The sequence below is a fragment of the Pantoea sp. AS142 genome (genome assembly GCF_037152305.1).
In the GTDB taxonomy this organism is placed as follows: Bacteria; Pseudomonadota; Gammaproteobacteria; order Enterobacterales; family Enterobacteriaceae; genus Pantoea.
Window position 1 is genome coordinate 196,097 of record NZ_JBBCMO010000003.1, and the last position, 26,109, is coordinate 222,205.

25 protein-coding genes, 1 pseudogene and 1 riboswitch are annotated in these 26,109 nt (G+C 52.3%); of the genes and pseudogenes, 17 read left to right on the forward strand and 9 right to left on the reverse strand.

Translation table 11 applies throughout. From position 1 onward, the window contains the following. Window positions 1–11: 11 nt before the first annotated feature. A pseudogene (locus WFO64_RS08895) lies at window positions 12–233 on the reverse strand (fasciclin domain-containing protein); the annotation flags it as partial. 475 nt (window positions 234–708) lie between these two features. After that, window positions 709–2,283: a methyl-accepting chemotaxis protein gene (locus WFO64_RS08900; RefSeq protein WP_337010840.1), complete on the reverse strand. Its 1,575-nt coding sequence runs from the start codon at window positions 2,281–2,283 to the stop codon at window positions 709–711. Window positions 2,284–3,450: 1,167 nt separating this feature from the next. Between WFO64_RS08900 and WFO64_RS08905 the strand changes: the two genes are divergently transcribed. Together WFO64_RS08905 and map are read left to right on the forward strand one after the other, a co-directional pair. Further along, the gene (locus WFO64_RS08905; protein WP_337010842.1) at window positions 3,451–3,696 is read left to right on the forward strand and encodes a ParD-like family protein; all 246 of its coding nucleotides are present in this window, start codon (window positions 3,451–3,453) and stop codon (window positions 3,694–3,696) included. After that, a complete protein-coding gene (gene map, locus WFO64_RS08910; RefSeq protein ID WP_337010844.1) occupies window positions 3,693–4,478 on the forward strand; it encodes a type I methionyl aminopeptidase in 786 nt (261 codons plus the stop codon). Before WFO64_RS08905 ends, map begins: the two co-directional genes overlap by 4 nt. Before the next feature lie 273 nt (window positions 4,479–4,751). Here the strand turns inward: map and WFO64_RS08915 are convergent, their stop codons facing one another. After that, complete coding sequence (locus tag WFO64_RS08915; protein ID WP_337010846.1) at window positions 4,752–5,060, reverse strand: hypothetical protein; 309 nt, start codon at window positions 5,058–5,060, stop codon at window positions 4,752–4,754. Window positions 5,061–5,290: 230 nt separating this feature from the next. On the opposite strand from WFO64_RS08915, the gene WFO64_RS08920 reads away from it, so the two are divergent. The 3 genes from WFO64_RS08920 (at window position 5,291) to WFO64_RS08930 (ending at window position 6,540) form a co-directional block, all read left to right on the forward strand. Further along, a complete protein-coding gene (locus tag WFO64_RS08920; RefSeq protein WP_337010848.1) occupies window positions 5,291–5,515 on the forward strand; it encodes a hypothetical protein in 225 nt (74 codons plus the stop codon). A 2-nt stretch (window positions 5,516–5,517) separates the two neighbouring features. Next, the gene (locus tag WFO64_RS08925) at window positions 5,518–5,760 is read left to right on the forward strand and encodes a hypothetical protein (protein WP_337010850.1); all 243 of its coding nucleotides are present in this window, start codon (window positions 5,518–5,520) and stop codon (window positions 5,758–5,760) included. Between the two features lie 93 nt (window positions 5,761–5,853). Further along, complete coding sequence (locus WFO64_RS08930; RefSeq protein ID WP_337010852.1) at window positions 5,854–6,540, forward strand: RipA family octameric membrane protein; 687 nt, start codon at window positions 5,854–5,856, stop codon at window positions 6,538–6,540. A gap of 226 nt (window positions 6,541–6,766) precedes the next feature. Here the strand turns inward: WFO64_RS08930 and WFO64_RS08935 are convergent, their stop codons facing one another. After that, window positions 6,767–7,816, reverse strand: coding sequence for an NAD(P)-dependent alcohol dehydrogenase (locus WFO64_RS08935; protein ID WP_337010854.1), 1,050 nt, complete (start codon window positions 7,814–7,816; stop codon window positions 6,767–6,769). 111 nt (window positions 7,817–7,927) lie between these two features. Here WFO64_RS08935 and WFO64_RS08940 point away from each other — a divergent pair, with 111 nt between their 5' ends. Continuing rightward, a complete protein-coding gene (locus WFO64_RS08940) occupies window positions 7,928–8,320 on the forward strand; it encodes a winged helix-turn-helix transcriptional regulator (RefSeq protein ID WP_337010856.1) in 393 nt (130 codons plus the stop codon). Window positions 8,321–8,350: 30 nt separating this feature from the next. Here the strand turns inward: WFO64_RS08940 and WFO64_RS08945 are convergent, their stop codons facing one another. After that, window positions 8,351–9,172, reverse strand: coding sequence for a Cof-type HAD-IIB family hydrolase (locus tag WFO64_RS08945; protein ID WP_337011042.1), 822 nt, complete (start codon window positions 9,170–9,172; stop codon window positions 8,351–8,353). Window positions 9,173–9,426: 254 nt separating this feature from the next. Here WFO64_RS08945 and WFO64_RS08950 point away from each other — a divergent pair, with 254 nt between their 5' ends. Then, window positions 9,427–10,689, forward strand: coding sequence for a DUF1479 domain-containing protein (locus WFO64_RS08950; RefSeq protein ID WP_337010858.1), 1,263 nt, complete (start codon window positions 9,427–9,429; stop codon window positions 10,687–10,689). Window positions 10,690–10,760: 71 nt separating this feature from the next. Beyond that, window positions 10,761–11,510, forward strand: a complete 750-nt coding sequence (locus WFO64_RS08955) for a DeoR family transcriptional regulator (RefSeq protein WP_337010860.1) — start codon at window positions 10,761–10,763, stop codon at window positions 11,508–11,510. On the opposite strand, the gene WFO64_RS08960 is transcribed toward WFO64_RS08955, so the two are convergent. Continuing rightward, window positions 11,507–12,523 carry a LacI family DNA-binding transcriptional regulator gene (locus tag WFO64_RS08960; RefSeq protein WP_337010862.1) on the reverse strand — a complete coding sequence of 339 codons (1,017 nt, stop codon included), beginning with the start codon at window positions 12,521–12,523 and terminating at the stop codon, window positions 11,507–11,509. The genes WFO64_RS08955 and WFO64_RS08960 overlap by 4 nt on opposite strands. Window positions 12,524–12,779: 256 nt before the next feature. Here WFO64_RS08960 and ascF point away from each other — a divergent pair, with 256 nt between their 5' ends. The 6 genes from ascF (at window position 12,780) to WFO64_RS08990 (ending at window position 19,103) form a co-directional block, all read left to right on the forward strand. Next, window positions 12,780–14,228: a PTS cellobiose/arbutin/salicin transporter subunit IIBC gene (gene ascF / locus WFO64_RS08965; RefSeq protein ID WP_337010864.1), complete on the forward strand. Its 1,449-nt coding sequence runs from the start codon at window positions 12,780–12,782 to the stop codon at window positions 14,226–14,228. 32 nt (window positions 14,229–14,260) lie between these two features. Further along, window positions 14,261–15,691 (forward strand): 6-phospho-beta-glucosidase, encoded by a 1,431-nt coding sequence (locus WFO64_RS08970; RefSeq protein WP_337010866.1) that lies wholly within the window; start codon window positions 14,261–14,263, stop codon window positions 15,689–15,691. An 84-nt stretch (window positions 15,692–15,775) separates the two neighbouring features. Next, window positions 15,776–15,878, forward strand: a riboswitch (TPP riboswitch). Window positions 15,879–15,946: 68 nt separating this feature from the next. Continuing rightward, complete coding sequence (gene tenA, locus WFO64_RS08975) at window positions 15,947–16,648, forward strand: thiaminase II (protein ID WP_337010868.1); 702 nt, start codon at window positions 15,947–15,949, stop codon at window positions 16,646–16,648. Next, a complete protein-coding gene (locus WFO64_RS08980; RefSeq protein ID WP_337010870.1) occupies window positions 16,645–17,385 on the forward strand; it encodes an ABC transporter ATP-binding protein in 741 nt (246 codons plus the stop codon). Before tenA ends, WFO64_RS08980 begins: the two co-directional genes overlap by 4 nt. Next, on the forward strand, window positions 17,382–18,143 hold the full coding sequence (locus WFO64_RS08985) for an ABC transporter permease (protein WP_337010872.1): 762 nt from the start codon (window positions 17,382–17,384) through the stop codon (window positions 18,141–18,143). Before WFO64_RS08980 ends, WFO64_RS08985 begins: the two co-directional genes overlap by 4 nt. Before the next feature lie 24 nt (window positions 18,144–18,167). After that, complete coding sequence (locus WFO64_RS08990) at window positions 18,168–19,103, forward strand: ABC transporter substrate-binding protein (protein WP_337010874.1); 936 nt, start codon at window positions 18,168–18,170, stop codon at window positions 19,101–19,103. A 36-nt stretch (window positions 19,104–19,139) separates the two neighbouring features. Here WFO64_RS08990 and WFO64_RS08995 read toward each other — a convergent pair whose 3' ends face one another. Next, window positions 19,140–20,912: a sensor domain-containing phosphodiesterase gene (locus tag WFO64_RS08995; protein WP_337010876.1), complete on the reverse strand. Its 1,773-nt coding sequence runs from the start codon at window positions 20,910–20,912 to the stop codon at window positions 19,140–19,142. A gap of 154 nt (window positions 20,913–21,066) precedes the next feature. Beyond that, window positions 21,067–22,293 carry an FAD-dependent oxidoreductase gene (locus WFO64_RS09000; RefSeq protein WP_337010878.1) on the reverse strand — a complete coding sequence of 409 codons (1,227 nt, stop codon included), beginning with the start codon at window positions 22,291–22,293 and terminating at the stop codon, window positions 21,067–21,069. A 165-nt stretch (window positions 22,294–22,458) separates the two neighbouring features. Between WFO64_RS09000 and WFO64_RS09005 the strand changes: the two genes are divergently transcribed. From WFO64_RS09005 to clcA, 3 genes are all read left to right on the forward strand, one after another. Next, window positions 22,459–22,590 carry a hypothetical protein gene (locus WFO64_RS09005; RefSeq protein WP_337010880.1) on the forward strand — a complete coding sequence of 44 codons (132 nt, stop codon included), beginning with the start codon at window positions 22,459–22,461 and terminating at the stop codon, window positions 22,588–22,590. Further along, on the forward strand, window positions 22,591–22,755 hold the full coding sequence (locus WFO64_RS09010) for a YicS family protein (protein ID WP_337011044.1): 165 nt from the start codon (window positions 22,591–22,593) through the stop codon (window positions 22,753–22,755). A gap of 154 nt (window positions 22,756–22,909) precedes the next feature. Then, window positions 22,910–24,247 (forward strand): H(+)/Cl(-) exchange transporter ClcA, encoded by a 1,338-nt coding sequence (gene clcA, locus WFO64_RS09015; protein ID WP_442956141.1) that lies wholly within the window; start codon window positions 22,910–22,912, stop codon window positions 24,245–24,247. A 9-nt stretch (window positions 24,248–24,256) separates the two neighbouring features. On the opposite strand, the gene WFO64_RS09020 is transcribed toward clcA, so the two are convergent. Further along, window positions 24,257–24,781 (reverse strand): phenolic acid decarboxylase, encoded by a 525-nt coding sequence (locus tag WFO64_RS09020; RefSeq protein ID WP_337010884.1) that lies wholly within the window; start codon window positions 24,779–24,781, stop codon window positions 24,257–24,259. Window positions 24,782–26,109: the final 1,328 nt, after the last annotated feature.

The window sequence follows — 26,109 nt, forward strand, 5'->3', positions numbered from 1 at the left end:
TGCTGTAGGAAGAAAAGGGTAAAAGGCCCCTTCACTTCCAGCGTTGTGACAAGGCCGGCGGCGTAAACAGCTGCCACCAGTCTCGTGTGATCTTTCGGGTTAACAGCATTTTCAACAATATTTTCCGACAGGTACATGGCAGCACCACCGACCATTGCCGTGTCGTTATTTATATTTGCCGCGTACGTGCCGCAGCTGAATACGCATGCAGAAAAAACAGAGTTGGTAGCAATGGCTTTATTTTCACGACACTCATAGAATTTGCGGACAGGGCAAGCGTGGCCTGATCGATTAATGAGAATGAGGGAGGTAAACGGATGAAAAAATTTAACTTTTTAGCTAATGGCTCCGGGTACAGCCATGGTGTAGGGAAATGTCTCAACCGCGCCAGGTAGTCTCCTGCTTCAGCAAGGCTAGCATCAGGTTAAGCCGCTCACTCCGCTGCTCTTTCGTCAGCCTAGAGAAAGAACGGGTTACCCCCTTTATGCGGGTTTAAACATCCTCTCCTGCCATAAGCCCTCCAAGGGAGGGCTTATAATAACCAATCAAGACTGCCTTTAAGTCCCTGCTCGCTTCTGGCAGACATCTTTCATTATTCGAAAGAAAGTCGTGGCTTCCGGTCATCAAGCTCAGCATCGTAAAACGAATAAAGCAGCAGATCAGATGTTCATCACGAGCATCATTCGGCGTGAGCGATGAGCATGACGCCTAAATGCGAAAGGCATTAACTGCTTCACGTAAAGAGTGAGCCTGAGCTGATAGAGACTGCGATGCCGAAGACGACTCTTCAACCAGCGCGGCATTATTCTGAGTGACGCCATCCATCTGGTTTACCGCAATGCTAACCTGAGAAATGCCCTGCATCTGCTCAGCCGAGGCAAGTGAAATATTATCCATCGCAACAGCCAGTTTTCCGACCATCGCATTAATATCAAGAATACTCTTGCCCGTGCCCGTTGCTACGACAACACCACTTTCTACCTGAGCCACAGCTTCTTCAATCAGATTTTTAATATCTCTGGCTGCCGTCGCGCTGCGCTGCGCCAGCGTCCTGACTTCGCCTGCGACTACAGCAAATCCTCGGCCTTGCTCGCCCGCTCGTGCTGCTTCGACCGCAGCGTTAAGCGCCAGAATGTTGGTCTGAAATGCAATCCCTTCGATAACGGAAGTGATATCCCTGACTTTCACCGCGCTTTTTGAAATATCATCCATCGTCTCTGACATGCGTTGCATATCGTGTTCACCTGAACGCGCCAGCGCAGCGGTTTCGCGGGCGGAGTCCGCAGTCTGCTGTGCGCCCGCTGCGTTACTTTTTACCGTGACGGTGAGTTGCTCAATACTGGCGGCGGTTTCCTGCAAAGCAGCGGCCTGCTGCTCTGTGCGGGAAGAGAGTTCAGTATTGCCCTGAGAAATTTTATCAACGGCCAGCGCTACTGAAGTGGAAGAATCTTTAATATGCGAAACCAGGTTGCGCAGATTGTTCTGCATGCTATCCAGCGAAGCCATCATGCTGGCAGTATCCCCCTGACGAAGTGTTACCGTAGTCGTCAGATCACCCGCTGCAATCGCTGCGGCCAGGCCCTGCGCATGGGAAGGTTCTCCACCCAGCTGAACCTTGATCCAGCGGGTAATCAGGCCGCTCATTACAAATCCCATAATGACAAAGAGGGTGGTCAGCCCAACAAGAGTCATATAAACACCGGAGAGAGCCTGCGTCGATGTTTCCGCCGTTTTACTCGTTACCCTCGCCTGATAATCAACCATCTCATTCACCGCCGTGCGGTAGTGAGAAAGCGCAGGGATCAGTTCGCTACGGAGCTTATCCTGGTACGGAATGGTGTTTAGCATAAACAGATTTTGCGCGGCCTGATTAAGGGGGCCAGATGCCACTTCAATTTTTTTCAATTGCGTCGAAGCCTCTTCGACTTCGGCAAGATTGATCCCCGGAATGTTTTTGGCACCGTTGATAAGCTCCCGAAAATGCGCAGTGGTATTATCACTGTTGGCCTGTAATGCAAAGAACTGAGTTTTAACCGTTGCCTCTGCCTGCGGCTGAGCGTCCGAAACCACGGACAGCAGAAGAACAGCTTGCTGTGCTAAATTATCTTTGAGCGTCTGGAGAGCCTGGAGATCCATCAGCCGCGCGCGAGTCAATTCCTGCTGATCGCTGGCCGTATTGAGTTTAAATCCAGCAAAGCCGGTCACAAAAACGCCCGTTAAGATGACCGTCAGGAACGCCGTAGTGAGCATGGCGCTTAATTTAATTTTTTTATTCCGATACATAGGAGACCCCGACATCTGATTTTTAGGTTATCACCGACGCTCCGCATCTATGGCTCGCTGGTACTGGATCTGTTTATCGGCAGGATGAAGGGAAATTACAGTAGTGAAAGGAGTAAGAGACGATAATTCTTTAGTGAAGCAAACAGGCAAATCATTGGCAGAGGTTATTAAGGCAGTGAGCTTTATTCTACTGACTTGCCGCCAGAGATACGGAGTACGATCCTGGTCCATCTGCCTTTAAAAGGCAGGCTGATACCCAGTCTGAGATCCGGAGGATGCGCAAAGAATGGAAGCGGATTACCGATAAGAGACACCTCCTAAAAAGAGCCGCAGCGTACCTGGCAAAACTGTCTGACTAAGGCGAAAAGAGAAAAAATTTACGGAATGGGGGGAGGAAGCCCGCAGTGATGTTTCTGTTTACATCGAAATGTTTATAGCTGTAGGCATCAGCATGGTTCGGGCAATCAGATACCACCTTCTGCATTCAAAACCCAGAGTATTAATCGTTGTATCGGCTTAATCGTTGCATCGGCGAAATGTCTGAGACTTAATCCCCCAAAACCGATGATTCTGGCTGGATTATCCTGAAGCGTACTAGCCCACTTGCCGAAACCATCATCTTTTAGATCTGTCAGGATTCTTCTCCTCAATAAGCACCTCACCCTGATTAGCGATATTCCCGACCTGGCTGTAGCGGGATCACAGGTGAAGTCCTTTTCAGGCAATGCCGCTTCATATGCAATTTCCTGAGCGCATTCCGGCGTGGTGTCAGCACTGAGCCATTCGCGTACAGTATCCGCACTTAAAACCAGCGGGCGTCAGTCATGGATATCGGCCATGCCTTTGTTACTCGCTGACGTTACGATAACCAACACCTCCAGTCTAGGGTCCTTTCCGTAAGCAGTACTGCCGATAATGGCGAAGAACGGCCGTTCTTTCTCGTTGTGGTCAATAAAATAGGCTGTTTTAGCCGCCCTCCTGTTTCCACGGGTACCAGCCATCAGGTGGAACAATGGCGCGATCATGCTCCCAGCGGTTTACTACGCGTATGGGTAAAGCGGCTGCTTATTCTGCCGACTTTCCGACAGGCAAAAAGTTTCGTCGCTTTCCAAATCGGCCCTTTAGCGTTAATCTATACGAAATGTATACGTTTCATATAAGGCTCCCATGGGAATCGTAAAAATCTCCGACCTGATGCATGAGAATCTGCGTATCGCCAGTCAGGCGATGAGCCGCTCAATTAACGCACAGGCAGAACATTGGCTGAAACTCGGCATGCTGGCTGAACTCTATCCGCAGCAAACCCAACATCAACTGGCGCAAATGCTGATCCGGCTTGAACTGGAAGGCAGCGCTGACATACGCAATATGCTCCCTAAAAAGAGCACCACCACACAAGGAGACGTGTCATGAACACCGTTAAGATTCACACCGCAGCGGAGATTGAGATGGCGCGAGCAGCAGGACAGGCTGCGGCTCAGGTGCTGGCGATGATTACACCTCACGTCCGTCCCGGTATCACTACTGAAGAACTGGATGATATATGCCATGACTTCATAGTTAATGAGCTTAAAGTGATCCCCGCAAACATCGGTTATCACGGTTATACCCGCACTACCTGCACCTCGGTCAATCATGTGGTGTGCCACGGAATTCCGTCCAGCAAAAAACTCAAGGAGGGTGATATCGTTAATATCGATGTGGCGATCATCAAAGATGGCTGGTATGGCGACACCAGCCGGATGTACTTTGTCGGCGCGCCATCAGTACGAGCCAAACGTCTGGTCGATATCACCTATCAGTCGATGGTTGCGGGCATTAAAACCGTCCGTCCTGGCGCGACGCTGGGTGATGTTGGCGCGGCGATCCAGCGGGTTGCGGAAGCTGCAGGCTTCTCGGTGGTACGTGAATATTGCGGTCACGGCGTCGGTGAGATTTACCATACCGATCCGCAGGTGCTGCACTACGGCACGCCGGGCGAAGGGATGCCATTAAAAGCAGGCATGATTTTCACAATAGAACCGATGATTAATGCCGGTAAAGCCGGAACCAGCGTACTGTCAGATGGCTGGACGGTTGTCACAAGGGATCGCTCTCTTTCGGCACAATGGGAACATACCCTCGCCGTCACCGAAGAGGGTTTCGATCTTTTGACGCCCTGGCCTGAGGGTACCGGCGACTATCCAGCCATTTAATCACACAGCCTGAGGCTCGGTTTCAGGCTGCTTTATTCACCCGCCCCCTGACATCACTCTGCGTTTCCATTGAGGCGGCACCCCACACCTGAACATCGTTGTATCAGGCGGTTAGGGCAGTTTATTGGCAATTGATAAATCAGGACGATTCATTTGCAGAATATATTTATGGTTGATTGTGAGTTATTACTGACAAGCCTGTTATTCCTGCGCCGGTAGCCAGGGCAACTAGGATAAAAGGTGGCGCACGCCATTCTCACGCGCGAAAGCAGATTATCTGCGGCCTTTGACCACGGAAGCAGACCAGTTGAAATCGCTGACTTCGCTGGCGGTCAGTGAAGAAGGTTTCTTCTTACGTAGCGGTTTTTTCTTTTCCTTCTCAGCCTGGACTCTCTCCTTTTCCCGTTTACTGGTCATAATGATCTGACGTGCTTCACTATTAAATTCTTTTTCTTTTTTACTATCAGGCTCTTTACCGGTTCGTTGACGGTACTTATCTGCCAGCCCCTTATAGGTCTGCTCGACGGCCAGTCGTTCATCAGCGTTGAACTGATCAATGGAAATCATCTTTTTATCGTTCATAGCGGTGTGTCCTGTGGCGAGTAATCCGGACAAGTGTACCGCATTTGCATTCCGTTAACGCAAGGAATGACATTCACTGGCAGATCGCACATTTCACCAGCCCAGGCCGTCAGGTAATTTTTCTGAAACGCGCAAGTTAGCCCTGCTAAAACCAGGGTTATATCCTAATATAAAACGCATGTTCATCAGGTTTAATGGTAGTGACCACGTCATGCCAGGGAGCTGGAGGAATGATTAAAGAGACCGATCGCCTTTCACAGGCACTTTTAAGGCGGCATGGAATTGGTGTCAAACAAAAACGTATACAATTTCGTGGCAGGAATCTGCTGTTTCTGCTGCATAACGCCCGCTATGATGTTTTCAACGGTGATCGCTGCATTGCCACCGTCGATACCAACAATATCAATGAAGCCATTAAGCAGTTTAAAGCGCTGGACAATCCTGTGGAGGAATAACCATGCCCGATTATCGTCTGTATCAAAAAGAACATGCAGTCAGAGCAGTGAATGTCGGGCGTCAGGATCAGCAGGAGGCGTTAGTAGCTGAAGGCTATAGGATAGTGTGGGACGTTGTGCATGCCAATAACGCTGAAGCCGCCCTACTGCGCTATCAGCAACTGCGTCACGAAGCAGATACTACTGCGCAGACCTTCGCAACAGATTCAGTCGTTGGCAGTCTGTTGAACTTGATATCCCGGTAGGTCATTGTGGGCGACCGGTCTACCAGCAAAGTTTCTGTTAATTCATGGCCTGCTGATTAAAATAGAGAAAATCCTTCTGAATACAGGTTTCTGATGAAAATCACCATTCGCAAAGAAGATGAGCTATTCATGCACAACTTCTTTGCTGCACCCTGCCACACTATTGAAACAGACTCACTCCAGGCACAACAAATTCAGCAATCGCTTCAGCTGGCCATCCAGCAAAAAGGTGCAGAGGCCGATGGCGACTGGAAATGCAGCCTGACCTTTCTGCTGCTGTTTCTCTTTTTGTATGCAGCACTGGGTGCCTCGCTGACGCTTGATCTCAGCACCACAGGCGCGGCCCATAAAAGTATTGAATATGCGCTGGAGGCGATTCCGGTGCTCATTGCCTTCTCCGGATTCTTCATCTCCATTCTCTATCTTTTCCTGACCCGTGCCAGCGCGCGGAAACAACGTGACTGGGAAAAGACGATTCTGGTGCTGGAGAAATACGCCATTGGAAATCTGTTCAAAGTGACTCATACCCAGGGCGGCGGCACCAGTAATTACTCCGTGCCCAGCCTTTCCATCTCGCTCGCGCTATTTATCTGCCTGACCTGGCTGGTGATTTATAACTATCTGACATTTACCACCAGCGGAGTCTTTGGCAGTGTGATCTCCCTGTTCATCAGCACCATGGTTTATGTGATTCTGGATATTCAACTGCTTAAACCATTTGTCCATGCTGTAGAGAAAGATGAACCGCAAAAAAGTGATGCGGATAAAGAGCAGGAGTAACTGACATTTCCAGCGACAAAATAGATACCCGGTCATCGAGCCGGGTATTTTTTTGGCTGATAATGGACGGTTTCGACTGCTGGGCTTTCGCTGCACGGGATTCAATGAAATGGGAAGTTAAAATAATGATTTAGTATGTTGTAACTACAAACAACGCGCTCTCATTCAGGCATTTAACATGCCGGGTTTAAGAGAAAAGGTCCGCTTTCATAGCGGACCAGTGGTGTTACCAGCGGGTTTTCTGCATATCGATGACAAAGCGATATTTCACATCGCTGGTCAGCATACGTTCAAAGGCCGTTTCGACCTCTCCACCGGTGATCATCTCCACGTCAGCCGTGATGTTGTGCTGACCACAGAAGTCGAGCATCTGCTGCGTCTCCTGAATACTGCCAATTGAGGTGCCGCTGATGCTCAGACGGCGAAACACCATAGGGGTCACATTGGGTGACGGATGCGGTTGATCAGGAATACCTACCAGCACCAACTGACCGTTTGTTTTCAGTGTGTTGAGATAGGGATCGAGGTCGTGCGGTGCAGCGACACAGTCAAGAATCACATCCAGTGACGCCTGACAGTCAGCCATTTGTGCGGCGTCTCGCGAGATGACCACGTTTTTAGCACCGAGTCGGCGAGCATCCGCTGCTTTTGCTGGAGAAGTGGTAAACAGAGTGACCTCCGCGCCCAGCGCACTGGCCAGCTTAACCGCCATATGCCCCAGTCCGCCAAGACCCACCACACCCACACGATCACCTGCTTTGACATTGAAGTGTTGCAACGGTGACCAGACGGTCACACCTGCGCACAGCAGCGGTGCCACCGCGTTTAGCGCCAGATTGTCGGGTACCGTGACCACAAAATGCTGGTCGGCTATGACATGCTGTGCATAGCCGCCAAATGTCGTATTACCGGTGTATCTATCCGTGCCATTGTAGGTCGGCGTGAAACCCACTTCACAATATTGCTCTTCCTGCTGCTGACAGAAGTGGCATTCACCACAGGAGTCGACCATCACCCCCACGCCAACCGTCTCACCGAGGACAAATTTTGTGACCTTGTCACCCACCGCGATTACCCGCCCGACAATTTCGTGACCCGGCACCAGCGGATAGCGACTGACGCCCCATTCATTGCGTGCCATATGCAGATCGGAGTGACAGACACCGCAGTAAAGGATTTCGATTTTGACATCGTCAGCCTGCAGCTCGCGTAATTCTACCTGTCCCGCCCGGAGCGGCTGGCCTACCTGAGTGGCTATCAGCGCGTTAATTTTCATCTGTTACCTCTTCTCACCTGGTGCTCATAAATAAAGCGACATACTATAGACACATGGAACTCTTTTTGGTAGTAGTTACCTTTTGGTAACCATTAAATAGGAGAAGGCGTTATGCCGGTCTGGGTTGAAGGGAAACTGTGCTTTTATGCGGATTCACCGCCGCGCCGCCTGATGGAACTTTTTTCGGTGAAGTGGAGCACGATGGTGCTGCATGCGCTCTATCACTGGCCGGAAAATCGGGCGCGCACAGGTGAACTGGAGCGTAGCCTGCAGGGCATTTCAAAGAAGATGCTGATTCAGACCCTGCGCGAGCTGGAGCAGCGAGGACTGGTATCACGCCAGGTCTGGCAGGTGGTGCCACCAAAAGTGGAATATAGCCTTACGCCGCTGGGTCATACTTTTGCGCAGCCGATTGAGCAGATGTATCAGTGGGGTCTGGAGAACCAGGCTGCGCTGGATGAAATGGAACATCACGTGCGCAGCCATCAGGATGATAAGGGGTAAGACGCCGCCAGTTATGCACGCCGTCCGGTTTTAATCGAACGGGAATTCGCGTGCCAGCACCCGGGAAATGACATTCAGCGCACCTTCATCGTTGTTGCTCTGAGTCTGATAGCGCGCCACGGCGGCGACAGCGTCAGCAGCATTGGCCATTGAGAAACTGAAGCAGGCCTGACGCAGCATCTCAATATCGTTGGCGCTGTCACCAATCGCCAGCACTTCACAATCGCTGATGCCCCATTTTTCCTGCAGCAATGCAATGCCATGTGCTTTATGGCAGCCGGGAATGATGAGATCAATAAAACCGAAGCCGCTGGATACCGGATGCATAATGTTTTCCAGCTCGCTCAGACTGGAATGCAGTCTTTGCAGTAATGCATCCACACCTTCGTGCTCCAGTTTCAGCGAGAATTTGAAAATGGTGTCGTCAATGGTATAGAGGTCATCGCGTTTTTCCAGTCGGTAATAGTGGTTTGCAAGCATCGCCATCACCTCATCAGAAGTGGATGAATGCATATAGGCACCGTTGCGTCCACAGACCACGACCGCGATGTCGGATTCATGCACCAGAATATCAAGGATCTTATGCACTTTCTCCTGAGCTAACTCTCCGCAGAAGATCTCTTCATTACCGTCAGATACCCATGCGCCATTTTCCGCCACGAAAGCGATCTCATCTTTGATGTCGGGAAAATAGCGCTGCAATTGGTAATACTGATTACCACTGGCCACCACAAAACGGATACTTTTCTGCTTCAGTAGTGCATATTGACGTGAAAACCGCTGAACGTTGTACTGCTTATTGTCGTCCAGAAAGGTGCCGTCCATATCCACCGCAATCATCTTAACCGCCATCTCGCCTGCCCCTTTACGTTCGCCGTTCTGTCCTTCCGGCTGATTGATTTGATTCATAAAGCTTACTCGCTGTGTGGATTAATGAGAATGCAAATAGTGACATTGCTTATGGCTTTCAGAGCGTTTCGATTGATAAGTTGTGTCACCACGCACGTTTTTAAGCGTTAAAAGAATGTTAACCTCGACCGCTTATTACGAATGAAGGTTTTTTTATTTACATTCGTAACTCCACCCCGAATACTCAGGAGCCTGAGATGCGTGATGCAACCCGATCTAACCCTCTACCTGTCGACGTCAAAGCCGCTATCCGCGAGATGAAACACCAGTTGCGTCAACAGATTGGCGATGTTGACGCACTTTTCCTGCAGGTATGCGACAACATCAATACTGCCATTGCTGAAGCAAAAGCGGATGAAAGGCGAACAGGCAGCGCCTGGCCGGTAGTGCTGATGCAGGATCTTGCCGGGGGAACGGTTTCGGATGAAACCCGGACGCTGATTAAACGTCGCGGCTGTGTCGTGATCAAGCAGCACTTCGCGCGTGAGCAGGCGCTGGCATGGGATAAGTCGATGCTCGACTATTTGGATCAAAACCGGTTTAACCAACACTATCGCGGTCCTGGTGATGACTTTTTTGGCACCCTGGCCGCCTCCCGCCCTGAAATTTACCCGATTTACTGGTCGCAGGCGCAAATGCAGGCGCGGCAGAGCACGGCAATGGCTGACGCGCAGTCTTTCCTGAACCGGTTATGGACGTTTGAATCGCAGAGCAAGCAGTGGTTTGACCCGGATGTCAGCATTATTTATCCCGATCGCATCCGTCGCCGTTTGCCGGGTACCACGTCAAAGGGATTAGGTGCCCACACCGATTCCGGCGCGCTGGAACGCTGGTTACTCCCCGCTTATCAGCAAGTTTTCAGTAAGCTGTTGCACGGTGATTTTGCCGCTTACGACCCCTGGGATGCGGCTCACCGTACCGAAGTAGATGAATATGATCTACCGGGCACCACCAAATGTTCCGTGTTCCGAACTTTTCAGGGCTGGACCGCATTGTCCGATATGATCCCCGGTCAGGGCTTGCTGCATGTGGTGCCCGTGCCGCAGGCAATGGCCTATGTCCTGCTGCGTCCGCTGCTTTCAGATGTACCTGAAGATGAACTCTGCGGCGTAGCGCTGGGCCGGGTGCTGCCCATTAATGAACAATGGCATCCGCACCTGATTGCCGGACTCTGTTCAATACCGGCTTTAGAAGCGGGCGATTCGGTATGGTGGCACTGTGATGTGATACACGCCGTGGCACCGGTGGAAGATCAGCAGGGCTGGGGCAATGTGATGTATATTCCGGCTGCGCCGATGTGTGACAAAAACCGCGCCTATGCCCGACGCGTTGCGCAGGCACTGGAGCAGGGACGTTCGCCGGGAGATTTTCCGCCGGAGGATTATGAAGCCGAGTGGGAACAGCGTTTCAGGCTACAGGATCTCAATGATAACGGACGCCGATCGCTGGATTTATCCTGACCCCACGTTATACACCGTTGCGGAATAATCCCTGTTACACTGCACCTCCTGTTTTTCTGCGAAACCTAATTATGAACCCGCGACATCATCAGATTATTCAACTGGTTAATAGCCGGGGCAGCGTAACGGTCAGTGAGCTGGCGCAGCTTAGCGGGGTGTCGGAAGTGACGGTACGTCAGGATCTCACGCTGCTGGAACGCGACCGACTGCTGCGTCGGGTTCACGGCTCCGCGCTGGCGCTGGACAGCGATAACATCGGCACCCGCATGATGACCCGCTACCCCATCAAGCAGGCGCTGGCACACCATGCGGCCAGCCTGGTGCAGGCGGGTGAATCGGTGTTCATCGAAGGCGGCAGTACCAATGCGCTGCTGGCACGAGCGCTGGCTGACCGCGCCGATCTTACGGTGATTACGGTCAGCCACTATATTGCCCAGCTTCTCCGTGAAGCCGCCTGTGAGGTAATTGTGCTCGGGGGAGTGCTGCAGAAAAGCAGTGAATCGGTGGTCGGCCCGCTGACGCGTTATTCAATCCAGCAGGTCCATTTTCACCGGGCATTTGTTGGCGTGGATGGCTGGCATCCAGAGACCGGTTTTACCGGCCGAAATATGCTGCGCTGTGATGTGGTGGATGCCGTGCTGGCTAAAGGCACTGAAAGCTATGCTCTGACCGACGCCTCCAAGTTTGGTCAGATTCACCCCTATCCGCTCTCATCCGGTTATCAGGTCGGGTATGTGATTACCGATGAGACGCTGGATGCGGCAACGGTAGTACAACTCAGAGAGCAGGCAATCGAGGTAATTCAGATCGCGGCGGATTAAGCAGACCCGGGGCCTTTAGTGACGGATTCGCGCAGCATCAGGCTGGCCGTGAAAGGCGTCCGGTTATGCCAGTCCCCCCCATCCAGCATGGTTAACAGACGGTTAATCGTCTCATCGATCATCTCTGTGACCGGCAGTTTCATACTGGATAACGACGGCGTGATATAAGGTGCCAACGGGATATCATCAAAGCCAATCACGGAGACCTGATCAGGCACCGCGATATGGCATTCGGTGAGCCGCTTGATCGCACCAATCGCCATTTCATCATTACTCGCCACCAGCGCACTAAAAGGCACCCCGCGTTCCAGTAGCGTGTCCACGGCCGCCATACCGCTCTGCGCTGTCCATTTACCCGGCACGATTCGCTGTGGATCAGCGTCAAAACCCTGTGCGGCCAGCGCAGCGTGATAGCCGGAAAGACGCTCGACGCCAGTCGGTGAATCCAGTGACCCGGAAATGAATGCGATATCGCGATGCCCTTGATTCAGCAGATGGCTGACTGCCGTGACGCTGCTGGCGTACTGATCGCTATAAATGCAATAGCTCTGGTTGATACGCAGTCGCCGATTGATCACCAGTATCGGCTGTTTGTGCCGGGAGATAATGGCATCCAGCGCGTCGATACTCAGGAAACGTGGGTAGATAATGATACCGTCACAGCGTAGATCGAGCAGAAACTGAATTGCCGCCTGCTCCTGCTCAGCGGTATGTTTGCCGTCCGCCAGGATAAGCTGACGGCCCTGCTGCTCCAGCATGCGCGCGGAATGAGCCATTAACTCAGTGAAGTAGCTGCCGCTGTAGAGCGTATTGGTAATTACCAGGCCGATGGTCTGAGACGTTTTTGCCGCCAGATTGCGCGCCAGCAGATTGGGCCGATATCCGGTTTCGGCAATGGCCTTCAATACTTTTTCACGCTTTTCCTGCCCGACATAGCCGTTACCGGATAGCACACGTGACACTGTCGCTTTTGAGACGCCGGCCCTGTTTGCCACTTCCTTAATCGTTGCCATGATGATGCTCCTTTGCTGCGTCGTTATGCAGTCTACCTAAGCCTCTCTATCTTTAAAATATTTACCCCGCCTGAAAGCGAAGCCACCCACCCCGCTCAGGTGATGGAGTTCACAAAACACAAATCGGACTAATTTTTACGCTTGTCGACGCTTTAAAAGCACTTCATGATTTTGTGAAACCGGTTTCCTATTTGCCTGCCCGCAGGCGCAAAAACATAAAAATTTTGACCGATTTCCCCTACAGAGAAGAGCGATCATGCCCAGAAATGATGCCGAGGTGTCACGCGCCATCGTCGATGCGCTAGGCGGCCTCACCAATATCGAAGCCGTAACCCACTGCATGACCCGCCTGCGGTTTGTAGTGAAAGATGAAACCCAGGTTGACTGTCCCCGGCTCAAAGCGATCGATGGCGTCATGGGTGTGGTGCACCACGATACCCAGTACCAGGTGATCATCGGTAATAACGTTTCGCAGGCTTATCAAGCGGTGCTGGAAATGGGATCGCCCGCCGCGTCATTGTCTGTACCGGTGACACGCAAATTCACCCTGAGAGGCATTGGTGCAGGCATTCTTGATGCGCTGGTGGGCACGATGTCGCCGCTGATCCCGGCCATTATTGGCGGCTCAATGGTTAAGCTGCTGGCGATGATCCTTGATATGGCAGGCATATTCGAGAAAGGCTCATCAACGCTGGTGATCCTGAACGTGATTGGCGACGGCGCGTTCTTCTTTCTGCCGGTGATGGTCGCCGCCTCTGCGGCGCTAAAATTCAAAACCAACATGTCGCTGGCGATTGCCATTGCCGGTGTACTGGTCCATCCCAATTTTGTTGAGCTAATGGCAAAAGCGGCGCAGGGTCAGGCAGTTGAATTCGCTTATATTCCGGTGACCGCAGTGAAATATACCTACACGGTAATCCCGGCGCTGGTCATGACCTGGATCCTGTCGCACATTGAGCGTGGCGTGGATCGTATTACTCCTGCTGTCACCAAAAACTTCCTGAAACCGATGCTGATTGTGCTGATTGCAGCCCCCGTCGCCATTGTGCTGATTGGCCCGATTGGCATCTGGATCGGCAGCGGCATCTCCACGCTGGTCTACTCCGTGCATGGCTATCTTGGCTGGCTTTCCGTCGCGATTATGGGCGCAATCTGGCCGCTGCTGGTGATGACCGGGATGCATCGGGTGTTCACACCCACCATCATCCAGACCATTGCCGAAACCGGCAAAGAGGGCATGGTGATGCCGTCAGAGATTGGCGCCAACCTCTCGCTGGGGGGATCGTCGCTGGCGGTGGCGTTTCGTACCAAAAACCGTGAACTCCGCCAGACCGCGCTGGCGGCGGCGGCCTCAGCCATTATTGCCGGCATTTCAGAACCGGCCCTGTATGGCGTTGCGGTCCGCTTAAAACGGCCACTAGTCGCCTGTCTGATCAGCGGGTTTATCTGCGGCGCGCTAGCGGGCATTGGCGGGCTGGCCAGTCACTCAATGGCCTCTCCCGGCCTGTTTACCAGCGTGCAGTTCTTCGATCCTGCCAATCCAATGAGTATTGTCTGGGTCGGAGCGGTAATGATTTTGTCTGTGGTGCTGTCGTTTGTACTCACACTGCTGTTAGGGTTTGAAGATATTCCTGAAATCGTACCCGGACACACAGCGCAACCCGCGCCCGCTACAGAACGCGCTAACGCGATCCATAGCCACTAAATGGGTCACGCTGACCCGGAAAAGAGGAATGCATGTCTGATTCAAGGTTTCCGCAAGGATTTTTATGGGGCGGCGCGTTGGCCGCCAACCAGAGTGAAGGCGGTTATCGTGAGGGTGGAAAGGGCTTAACTACCGTCGATATGATCCCGCATGGCCCGCACCGTATGCCGATAAAACTGGGCCTGGAAAAGCGTTTTACCCTGCGTGACGATGAATTTTATCCCAGCCATGATGCGATCGATTTCTATCACCGCTATTCAGAGGACATCGCGCTGATGGCCGAGATGGGGTTCAGCGTATTCCGCACCTCTATTGCCTGGAGCCGCCTCTATCCCAACGGTGATGAACTGACGCCCAATCAGCAAGGCATCGACTTTTACCGCGCGGTCTTTGAGGAGTGCCGGAAATATAATATCGAACCGCTGGTCACGCTCTGTCATTTTGATGTGCCGATGCATCTGGTAACTGAATATGGCTCGTGGCGCAATCGAAAAATGGTCGACTTTTTTGCCCGCTATGCCCGCAGCTGTTTCGAAGCCTTTGATGGCCTGGTGAAATACTGGCTGACCTTTAATGAGATCAATATCCTGCTACACAGCCCGTTTTCCGGTGCCGGTCTGGTGTTCGAACCCGGTGAGAATAAGGAGCAGGTGAAGTATCAGGCGGCACATCATGAACTGGTCGCCAGTGCGTTGGTCACCCGGCTAGCGCATGAAGTGAATCCGGCTAACCAGGTCGGCTGCATGCTGGCAGGCGGCAACTTCTACCCCTGGTCCAGTAAACCGGAAGATGTCTGGGCGGCACTGGAAAAGGATCGCGAAAACCTGTTTTTTATTGATGTGCAGGCGCGCGGTGCCTATCCGGCCTACGCTGCCCGCGTGTTCCGTGAAAAAGGGGTGACGCTGGAAATCGCTGACGGGGATACCGAACTGCTGAAAAACAGTGTCGATTTTGTCTCATTCAGTTATTACGCCTCACGGTGCGCTTCGGCAGAGATGAACGAGCAGAACAGCAGCGCCGCCAATGTCGTGAAATCCCTGACTAATCCCCATGTGCCACGCAGTGAATGGGGATGGGGCATCGATCCGCTGGGGTTACGCATTACCATGAACATGATGTATGACCGCTACCAGAAGCCGCTGTTCCTGGTAGAGAATGGCCTGGGCGCACGCGATGAAATTGATGCGGATGGCGAGATTAATGACGACTACCGCATCCGCTATCTGCGGGAACATATTCGCGCCATGGGCGACGCCATTGAAGATGGCGTACCAGTAATAGGCTACACCAGCTGGGGCTGTATCGATCTGGTTGCCGCTTCAACCGGTGAAATGAGCAAGCGCTACGGTTTTGTCTATGTTGACCGGGACGATCGGGGTAACGGCACGCTGGCGCGCACGCGGAAAAAATCTTTCTGGTGGTACAAGAAAGTGATTACCAGTAACGGCACAGACCTTGAGTGACAATGTCACTTAAGAGTTAGCTTTCTGGCTTTTAATGAGTCAATAACTGTGCCGTTGTACTCTGGCGTTTATTATCGTATAACCACTGTCTCCGAGGGGTGCCCTGTAATGGGCTGAGATGGCGTAAGCCGAACCCTTTGAACCTGATCTGGGTCATGCCAGCGAAGGGACGGGTCGGCAGATTTTCTGCGTTTTCTCCTGCATCATTCCCTGTTCCAGACCGTATGCCCGGATCTCCCTGTTACTGGAGATCCCATGTCACATCCGCTTTTCGATACCGGCTTTTATGGTCGTCTGCGCCAGCAGGCTGGCACTCATTGGCAAGCCTATATTGCGCACGATTTTGTGCAGCAGCTCGGTCGGGGCACGCTGCCACCGGTCGCTTTCCGCCATTATCTCACCCAGGATTACCTGTTTCTGCTGCACTTTGCCCGTGCCTGGGGTCTGCTAATTAGCAAACTCTCTGAGCCAGCAGCCTTACATAGCGCAACGGCATCGCTTAACGCCATCGTCAGCGAACTGCCGCTGCATCAGAGTTACTGCCAGCACTGGGGCATCAGCGAGGCGGCAATGGCGAGCGAACCTGAGGCAGTGGAAACGCTCAACTACACCCGCTACGTGCTGGACGTGGGTCACACCGGGGATGCGCTGGAGCTGATGACGGCGCTGATGCCATGCGTTGCCGGTTACGCTGAAATCGGTCTGACGCTACTGGATGATCCCACAACCCGCTTTGAGGGCAATCCTTACGCTGCATGGATAGAGAATTACGGTGATCAAACTTACCTGGCCGGTGTCCACTCCTCACTTTCACTGTTTGAAACCCTGGCTCAACAGCACGCCGGGAGAGAGCGCTTTGATCGGCTGGCGATCATTTTTACCACCGCAACCCGGCTGGAATCCGCTTTCTGGCAGATGGGTCTCAATCAAGCTGCCGCTGTTCGGATCAGTCCATGAGCCAGGGGTGCGATGTCGTGCCAGCTGGCATTTCAATTCGCCAGCTCTGCGTGAATTTCGGTCAGCAGAAACTCTTCAGCCAGTTAGATCTGGAGGTTGAGGGCGGCAGATTTACCGCTTTACTGGGTGCCAGCGGCGTCGGTAAAAGCAGCCTGATGCGGGTCATTGCCGGTCTGATGCCTCCAACCTCGGGGCAGATTAGCGGCAGCGATGGTCAACCTCTGACCGGACGGATCGCCTGGATGGGTCAACAGGATTTGCTCTACCCGTGGCTAACGGTTGAACAAAATGTCTGCCTCGCCAGTCGCCTGAAAGGTGAGAAAGCCGATCGCGACTGGGCGAACCATCTGCTGGAACGGGTGGGTCTGAGTCACTGCGCCACCGCCCGCCCTGCGGCACTCTCCGGCGGGATGCGTCAGCGCGCCGCTCTGGCACGCACCCTCTATACCCGTCAGCCCATTGTACTGATGGATGAGCCTTTCTCTGCTCTGGATGCATTGACCCGCAGTCAGATCCAGACGCTGGCCGCAGAAGTGCTGGTCGGGCATACCGTGCTGATGATTACTCATGATGCCGCAGAAGCCTGTCGGCTTAGTCACCAAATACTGCTGGTAGGTTCAGCGGGGGTTGAAGCTTGCCCGCCACTGCAGGGCCAGCCACCACGGGCAGCAGAAGACATCCACTTAATCCAGAGTCAGGCCGCATTGCTGAACCAACTGAGCAGGATAGCAGGATGAGATTACGCATGGGTTTCGCTAGTGTTCGCCGTGGCGTGATGATCGCTGTCGGGCTGATTACGCTGTGGTGGCTCGCCACACTGACTGACATTCCAGCCTTTCTGCTGCCCTCACCCGCTGCGGTCGCCACCGCGCTGTGGCAAAACGCGGGCTATTTTGGCCATCACACTCTGATTACGCTGACCGAGATCCTCTGCGGCATGGCTCTCGGCGTGCTGCTGGGTGGTGTGCTGGCGCTGAGCATGACCTTTTCGCCCTGGCTGCAGCGCTGGATGATGCCGGTGGTGATTACCAGCCAGGCGATTCCGGTATTTGCCCTGGCGCCGTTGCTGGTGCTCTGGTTTGGCTTCGGCATGGGTGCCAAAGTCGCGATGGCAGTACTGGTGATCTTTTTTCCGGTGACCTCCGCCTTTTTTGATGGCCTGCGTCGCGTCACGCCCGGCTATCTCGATCTGGCTCGCACTCTGGGCGCGTCACGTAGAGCGCAGCTGCGCCATGTCCGGCTGTTAGCCGCGCTGCCCGCCCTGGGGTCAGGATTGCGGATGGCGGCAGCAGTAGCGCCGATTGGCGCAATCATCGGTGAATGGGTCGGATCGGCCGAAGGTCTGGGTTATGTGATGCTGAATGCCAACGCCCGGATGCAGAGTGACCTCTGTTTCGCTGCCCTGTTTATTCTGGTGCTGGTGACGCTGGCCCTGTGGCTGACTACCGACCTCCTGCTGCGCCACCTGATTACCTGGGCACCGGAGACACTTTAATGACCTCTACAGATGAGAAATCCCATGACTAAAATGCCTCTGTTTACCTTGCTTTTCAGCACCACCTTCGCCACAGAGGCTCTGGCGACGGAAAAACTGACGCTGGTGCTCGACTGGTATATCAATCCCGACCACGCGCCCATTATGGTGGCCCAGCAGACGGGCGCATTTGCGGCAGAAGGGCTGGAGGTCAACATTATCCCACCTTCCGATCCGGCACTCCCGCCGCGTCTGGTGGCGGCGAAACAGGCGGACCTGGCGATTACTTATCAGCCGCAGCTGAATCTCTTCGCCGATCAGGGTGTGCCACTGATACGGGTTGGCACGCTGATTAATATGCCCCTGAACACCCTGATAACACTCGATAAAACGATTAAGCGTCCGGCAGATTTGAAAGGTAAGCGTATTGGCTATTCGGTCAGCGGCATTGAACAGGCAACACTGGCCACTGTGCTGAACCATGACGGCATAAAGGTCGATCAGGTTAAGCGGGTTAACGTCAATTTTCAGCTCACCAGCGCCCTGATAACCGGAAAGGTAGATGCAGTTATCGGCGGGTATCGCAATATCGAAGCACAGGAGATGAAACTTGCGGGTAAAGAGCCAGTGGTGTTTAACGTCGAGGATTATGGTGTGCCGCCTTATGACGAACTGATTATCGTCGCCAACCGTGATGAGGCCGGTCAGGAGAAAATCAAAAAGTTTTTGCGGGCACTGAAGAGGGGGAATGCTCAGTTGCAGGCGCATCCAGAGGAGAGCTGGCAGGCCTTTGCCCGCGCACATCCGGAGTTAAACACGCCGCTAAACCATCAGGCATGGCGTGCCACCCTGCCCCTATTCGCCGCCGATCCGGCAAAACTGGATCGCGCACGCTATCAGGCTTATGAGCAATTTCTGTTTGATAACAAGCTGATTAAAAGCATCACCCCGGTTGAGCGGTACGCCACTGGCAGTGAGTAAAAAGAGCGCCCGCAGCCATTGCTGCGGGCCAGTTGACTAGCGTGACTTCTGATAAAGCCAATGTTCAATGTCGCTGGCTGGCAGCGGTTTTGAAAAGAAGTAGCCCTGGATTTGATCGCAACCGTAAGTTTTCAGCAACCCCAGTATCGCTTCCGTCTCCACGCCCTCGGCCAGCACGACGTAATTCAGCTCTTTCAGCATCAAAATAATGCATCTTACGATGATTTTAGATGCCTCATCTTCACCCATCCGCGAGATCAGTGACCGATCGATCTTGATCACATCCAGCGGAATATCCTGCAGATAGCTGATGTTGCTATAACCTGTGCCGAAGTCATCCAGCGAGATCACAAAACCGTGCGACTTCAGCGCTTGCAACCCCTTAATCGCCACATCGCTTTTGGTGATCAGTTCATTCTCAAGACATTCGATGCCCATAATGGCGTTGGGTAACTGAGCCGCTGCTAATTTCGCCACCAGCTTTTCGGCAAAATCGGGCTTTGCGAAATCGCGCTCGCTGACGTTGATTGAAACCGGTATCAGATCGTACTCGCGATCCCAGCGCGCCAGTTGCTCAACGGTATGATCGATTACCCAGTTGGTCAGATCGGAAATCAGGTTGGTTTTACCCGCCAACGGAATAAATTCTGATGGGAAAAGCTCGCCCCGCTCAGGATGATTCCAGCGGATCAGCGCCTCAAGCCCGACCGTTTTACCGGTTTTGAGACACACTTTAGGCTGCCAGGCCAGGTAAAGCTCTTCGTCTTTATTCAGCGCCTGTGCGAGATCGTTCATGATCATAAAGTCATCGGTGCGCCGCGAGTCGTAACTCTCATCAAAGAACATCCCACTGATATTTTCATCAATCGCCTCATGCAACGCGCTCACGGCCTGACGCACTGTTTCATTCGCATCCATCTGGCCCGGTACAAACTCTGTTTCACCGACAAAGACATCCAGGTCGAGCGTGATATTTTCCGCCAGATCGGCCTTCATATCTTTGAACAGGTCGATCATATTTTGTGATGTAAAGCGACCCGACCAGGGCTGCACGAACGCGAAACGGCCAGGTGCAAAAGAATAGAGTGTTTCGTTCTCCGGAAGAGTGATCCGGTGTGCGACATCCTGTGCCATCTGCTTCAGCAGTCTCTCCATCGGCGCAATGCCCACCGCGCGGGAAAGCTCATAAGCACGAATAATGTCGAGGCAATCGATAAGAATCAGGCGAAAGCGACTCTGTGGCGCGGTAAGGGTCAGCTGCTGAATATCACGAATCAGGCGAGAGCGATTCGGCAGGTGCGTAATAACATCGGTAAAACCCGCGTTGTTCCATGCATCCAGAAAGGAGGTGACCAGCGTAGCCAGTGAGCGCAGCGTAGCAAGTTTATCATCCGTAAAAGGATGTGGCTGAGTATCGGTCACGCAGAGCGTGCCCAGCACCGTGCCGTCGAGATTCTTAAGCGAAACACCGGCATAAAAACGAATGTGCGGATCGCCTGTCACAAACGGGTGCGTAACAAAGCGCTCATCCAGTAAAGTGTCAAACACCACCAGATAACCCTCACCATCGATGACGTGTCGGCAGAGAGATTCATCACGGGTCGATTGCTTAAGATCAAAGTTCTGTGACGCTTTAATATATTGATTATGATCGTCAACAATTGAAATGAAGCTGCCAGAAATACCCAGCACCTGGCTGGCGAGATTAACAAATCTCTCCAGTACTTTATCCCGGGCTTCATCCGGTGACAAAAGTGTCTTCATCGCATTCAGACGTTTTACGTCGCTGCCATTTTGCTCGTTATGCACTGAAACCTCTCCTATGCAGGCGCAAAAAATTGAAAATAATTCAGCTTAAAAAATGCTCAATTAGCGCCTAATTATCAGATAAATAGCGGCTCAACCTGACAGTACTTTCACAGCGAAACAGTGTCGCACGATATCTGATCGCTGTCGAAATCATTTATTTCTCTTCCTGCACGCGCGCAATCTGCGGCGACTCCGTCCTGAAGCCGAGACCGATCAGGCGACCCAGCACAAAACGCAGAAACGGCAGTCGACGGATAATTGCTGGAACCCTGCTGCTGCCTGTGGGTTTTCTTCTGGCTTTGTTGCGACTCATCTTAATCTGTAAGTACTGCGTGGCGACAGTGGGGAACTGACGGCGCTTCTGCACTTTTTCCAGATCGCGCAGTTGTAGCTCACCGTTTTTCAGGGGAGTGGTCAGGATATTTGCCGTTGCCACCGCATCCTGAATTGCCAGATTTACGCCAACCCCGCCAATCGGCGACATGGCATGCGCAGCGTCACCAATGCAGAGCACGCCAGGTTTTGCCCATTTATCCAGTCGGTCAATACGTATCGACAGCAGTTTAAACGCCTCCCAGCTATCAATTTCCGCCATGCGCGTCACCTCAAAAGGCGACAGTGTCGCCACTTCAGCTTTAAACGCGTCGAGTCCTGCGGCCTGTTTCGCTTCAAACTCCCCTTTCGGAATGGTCAGCCCGCACTGCCAGTAGTCGCCGCGATCGATAACGATAAAGTTCTGCCGTGGCCCTTTGTGCCCCATGCCAAGATCGGGGTCCTGCGGCTGCTTACTTAACCGGAACCAGATGACGTCGCGTGCTGCGCCAAATTCCTGTCCGGTCAGCCCGGCCGCTTCGCGCACGCGTGAATGACGGCCATCTGCACCGATCACCAGTTTACAGCGGATATGCAGTTGCTGATTCCCGCGTGAGGCCGTCACGCCGCTGACCGTGCCATTCTCATAACTCAGCGATTCAAATGACGTCGATTGCTGCAGGCTGAAACCCGGATATCGGGCGCTCCGTTCTGCCATATAGTTCAGGAAATCCCACTGCGGCATAAAGGCGATAAAACGACACTGAACCGGCAGACGCGAGAAGTCGGCCATCGTAATACTCTCTCCTGCAATTTCCGCTTCCAGCTTTTCGGCACGCTGATGCGGCAGCGCCAGGAAGGATTCCAGCAGTCCGAGCTGATGCATAATTTCCAGCGTGGAAGGGTGAATGGTGTCACCGCGAAAATCGTGCAGAAAATTGGCGTGCTTTTCGATTACTGCCACGCGCAGGCCTGCGCGGGCAAAAAGATAGCCCAGCATCAATCCGGCCGGGCCACCGCCGACAATACAACAGTCAGCGGTGAGAATTTCAGTGGAATATGGCTGCATGTCAGCTCCCTGTCGCGCCAGTATTGCTAAGATTATTGCATCGACCATGGCGACGTTGCCGCAGTCGGTCGATGGTGCTGTGCTCAGGCTAATCACTCAAGGCGATTAATACCAACTGAAAACGGCTGAAGACCCGAACTTGTCTTCAGCAGTCAGGAGATCATCATGAACGTGATCCGAAACACGCTGTTTATTCTGCCGCTGGTAAGCCCACTGGTTTTGGCAGCCGCGCCCGGTGAAACGCTGCAGTTTGCGTTGAGCCAGCAGCAGATAACTAATGATCTTCGCCAGAAGTGACTGTTACCACCCGCAACCTCTGATGAAAAACTGCGCAAGGCGTTTCTCAACGATAAGCAGGATCAGGCGACAATGATCGCGGCGGCTCAGGCACTGAAAAATCAGGATAACCCAGCCTACCGCGAACGGATGTCGCAAGTGGTTTGTCCACCTAAGACGGATTAGCCATTACCGCAGAGGAAATTGATCCTGCCGTTTGTTTTCACCTTGTCACTCAGTACACTGTGCCGCTGATCTGGTTGAACAAGAATGCCTTTAAATGAATGAAGAATCACCACAGTTGGTATCCGTTCCCCGCTCCATCGCGGCACGCAGCCGGATGTTTCGCGCACTGCTCTACCGTGATAAAACACCGCTGGCGATGCTGTTTTGTGCCGCGCTGGTCGGTACCCTGGTTGGCCTGGCGGGCGTAGCGTTTGCCTGGGCCGTAGAGACAATCCAACAGTGGCGCGCCCATTTGCTAACCCCTGCACAGTTTCAGGGCGGGATGCTCTACGTCGCCGCTTTTGCCCTCTCGGCTTTACTGGCGATGGTCGGATATTTTCTGGTCAGACGATTTGCACCCGAAGCGGGCGGCTCCGGCATACCTGAAATTGAAGGAGCGCTGGAAGAACTGAGGCCGGTGCGCTGGTGGCGGGTGATTCCGGTAAAATTCTTTGGCGGCATGGGCACATTGGGTGCCGGTATGGTGCTGGGCCGTGAAGGCCCGACCGTGCAACTGGGAGGGAACATTGGCCGCATGGTGACGGATATTCTTGGGATGCGCAGCAATGAGGCTCGTCATACATTGCTGGCAACCGGCGCTGCAGCAGGTCTGGCAGCCGCATTTAATGCGCCTCTGGCGGGCATCCTGTTCATCATTGAGGAGATGCGTCCGCAATTCCGCTATAACCTGATTTCGATTAAAGCCGTGTTTACCGGTGTGATCATGGCAAGTATTGTATTTCGCTGCTTCAACGGTGAACAGGCGGTGATCTCAGTCGGCAAGCTGGCTGATGCGCCAGTGCAGACGCTGTGGCTTTATCTGGTGCTTGGCATGATTATCGGCATGGTCGGCGTGCTGTTTAACCGCCTGGTATTTATTACGCAGGATCTTTTTGCCCACTTTTATGCGGGTAAAACGGCACGCATAGTGCTGGCAGGCGCATTGCTGGGCGGTAGCTGCGGTATTCTGGGCCTGCTATTCGCTCCTGGCGCAGGCGGCGGTTCAGAACTTATACCGCAGGCGGTTCATGGCCTCTTCCCTTTCACCCTGTTGCTGGTCATCTTTCTGGTGAGGCTGCTGACTACTTTGCTCTGTTTTGGCTCAGGTGCACCGGGCGGTATTTTTGCGCCGATGCTGGCACTGGGAACGCTGCTGGGGACAGCCTTCGGGGTAGCAATGACGGATCTGTTCCCGTTTTATCATCTGGAAGCGGGAACCTTTGCTATCGCGGGGATGGGAGCCCTGTTTGCGGCCTCGGTAAGGGCACCGCTCACCGGCATCGTGCTGGTGCTGGAAATGACCGATAATTATCAGCTGATATTGCCGATGATTATTACCTGTCTCGGTGCAACGCTGCTGGCGCAGTTTCTCGGGGGGAAACCTCTCTACTCATCGATACTGGCCCGAACGCTGGCACGTCAGTCAGAGGTTACCCGCCCAGAGGGTAGGTAACCGGCTCAGTTACTTACCCTCAAAATAGTTAACAGGCATCTGTCCCGGTGCCTGATTAATCACTTCATCATTATCTGGTCCTTCATTCTTCATATAAGTCACTTTCGCAAATTCTGGAATAATCACATACGGATACGCCGGGCCTTGGTCGCGGAAGCGGTACATATCCTCAATGAAGTCATTCTGATAGCAGATGGTTTTTTCCGGATGCTGACCTTCACCGGCAATCCACTGCGGGAAGAAGATGGTACCGTGAACGATAGTGCGATTCAGATCAAACAGTAGGCTGACACAGGTACCGGTTGGTTCATGCCAGTCGACTTTATAGATGCCCGGGGCGAACTGTACCGCATGCATTACCTGGTTAGTGACCCAACGACCACCCACCAGGCCCTGGTGAATACGGTAATCGCAGGTCGTGGCGTTGCGGGCATACCACTCATATTTCCAGCCATTATCATAGGTATAGACAAAATGCGTACCCATAAACTGAGAAAGATCGCTGGCGATATCTTCTGGAGATTCTTTAGACATTTTCACCTCTTTTAAAATTGCGTGTCTCATATACGCAGATGAATTTTAAAAATAAGCGATAGCGCAATGAATCGGTGAATATTCACTATCGCGCAGATTGGTTTTTCCCATGACGGATCAGAAAAAGCCTGCTGGTGTCTGAAACAATCTACAAAACCAAGTTAAACGCGCTTTTACCGACAAATTTATTAAAAACAGCGTTAAAATAGTCTGCACATCCAAAAAATAGCCTATTAACCTAACGCCAGGCCACTGAATGCGAGAATAACCTCCCCTCACGATATTGAATAAAACTACTAAATATCAATAATTTAATGATATCCTGCCGATATCTTTACTTCTGACATTCAATCACCCTTTTTTTTCCAGATGGCTGTTCCGGGGAAGGCGTGAATAATAACGACCGAACATCAAAATAATTGAATATTAATCAGTGCGTTAAACATCAGACATCACTGCTTCCTTATTCACTCTGTAATGAGGATAAATGTACTTTCGTTAACTAAGTGGCCTTTCTGCAGCTCAGCCATGCTGATTATGGAGGAGTCAATTTATTAGGTGCCGGACATTCTTCTATAAGGCTTAGCTGGATGGCCTCTTCATCACTGATCACAAACTTAGTGACTGCCAGTTAATAATGGAAGAGTCGAACCTGTACGAAAAATTCAGATAATGAGAAGAGTAATGAACTAATGAACTAATGAACTAATGAACTAATGACCCAGGTTCAATGAAATTGTGTGAGATTGCTGTTTATATTCACCGCGGCCTAGTGAAAGATGCCTTAATCATTATGGAAATTTAGGCGGAGCGCTTAAAGGATAAAAGCCCTGACTGAAGTAGCCAGGGCTTTTAAGGTACTACTGATTTAACATTTACCATTAACTAACTTAATTGATAGGTACTGCTTTGGTGCTACTATTTATGAACAGATCCTGCGGATAATAATGATCACGATACTAAATGTCACTATTATTAACGGTTTCAACCACCTGATAGTCTTTCAGGAGACAAAGACAGGTCAGGCCCGTATAAATCTGCACACCCCCATCGCGATATATATTCTTTGATGCGTTGCCTTACTTTCATTACGACGTCTAAACCGCAATCGTATCCTGTCGTAACGTAACGTTCAGAACTACGAGGCCTTACATCATCGCGACGCGATACTGCATACTTCTTAAAGACTTACTTCGACTCCATTTAACAGGGTTATCATTAACTTACAAACAGTTTATAAAAACAATGCTTAACAGAACCGCCGGCAATTTAAACTAACAAACTGGCCGACACCCTTTACTCATAACATCTTTGGTTTTCAAGTGAAT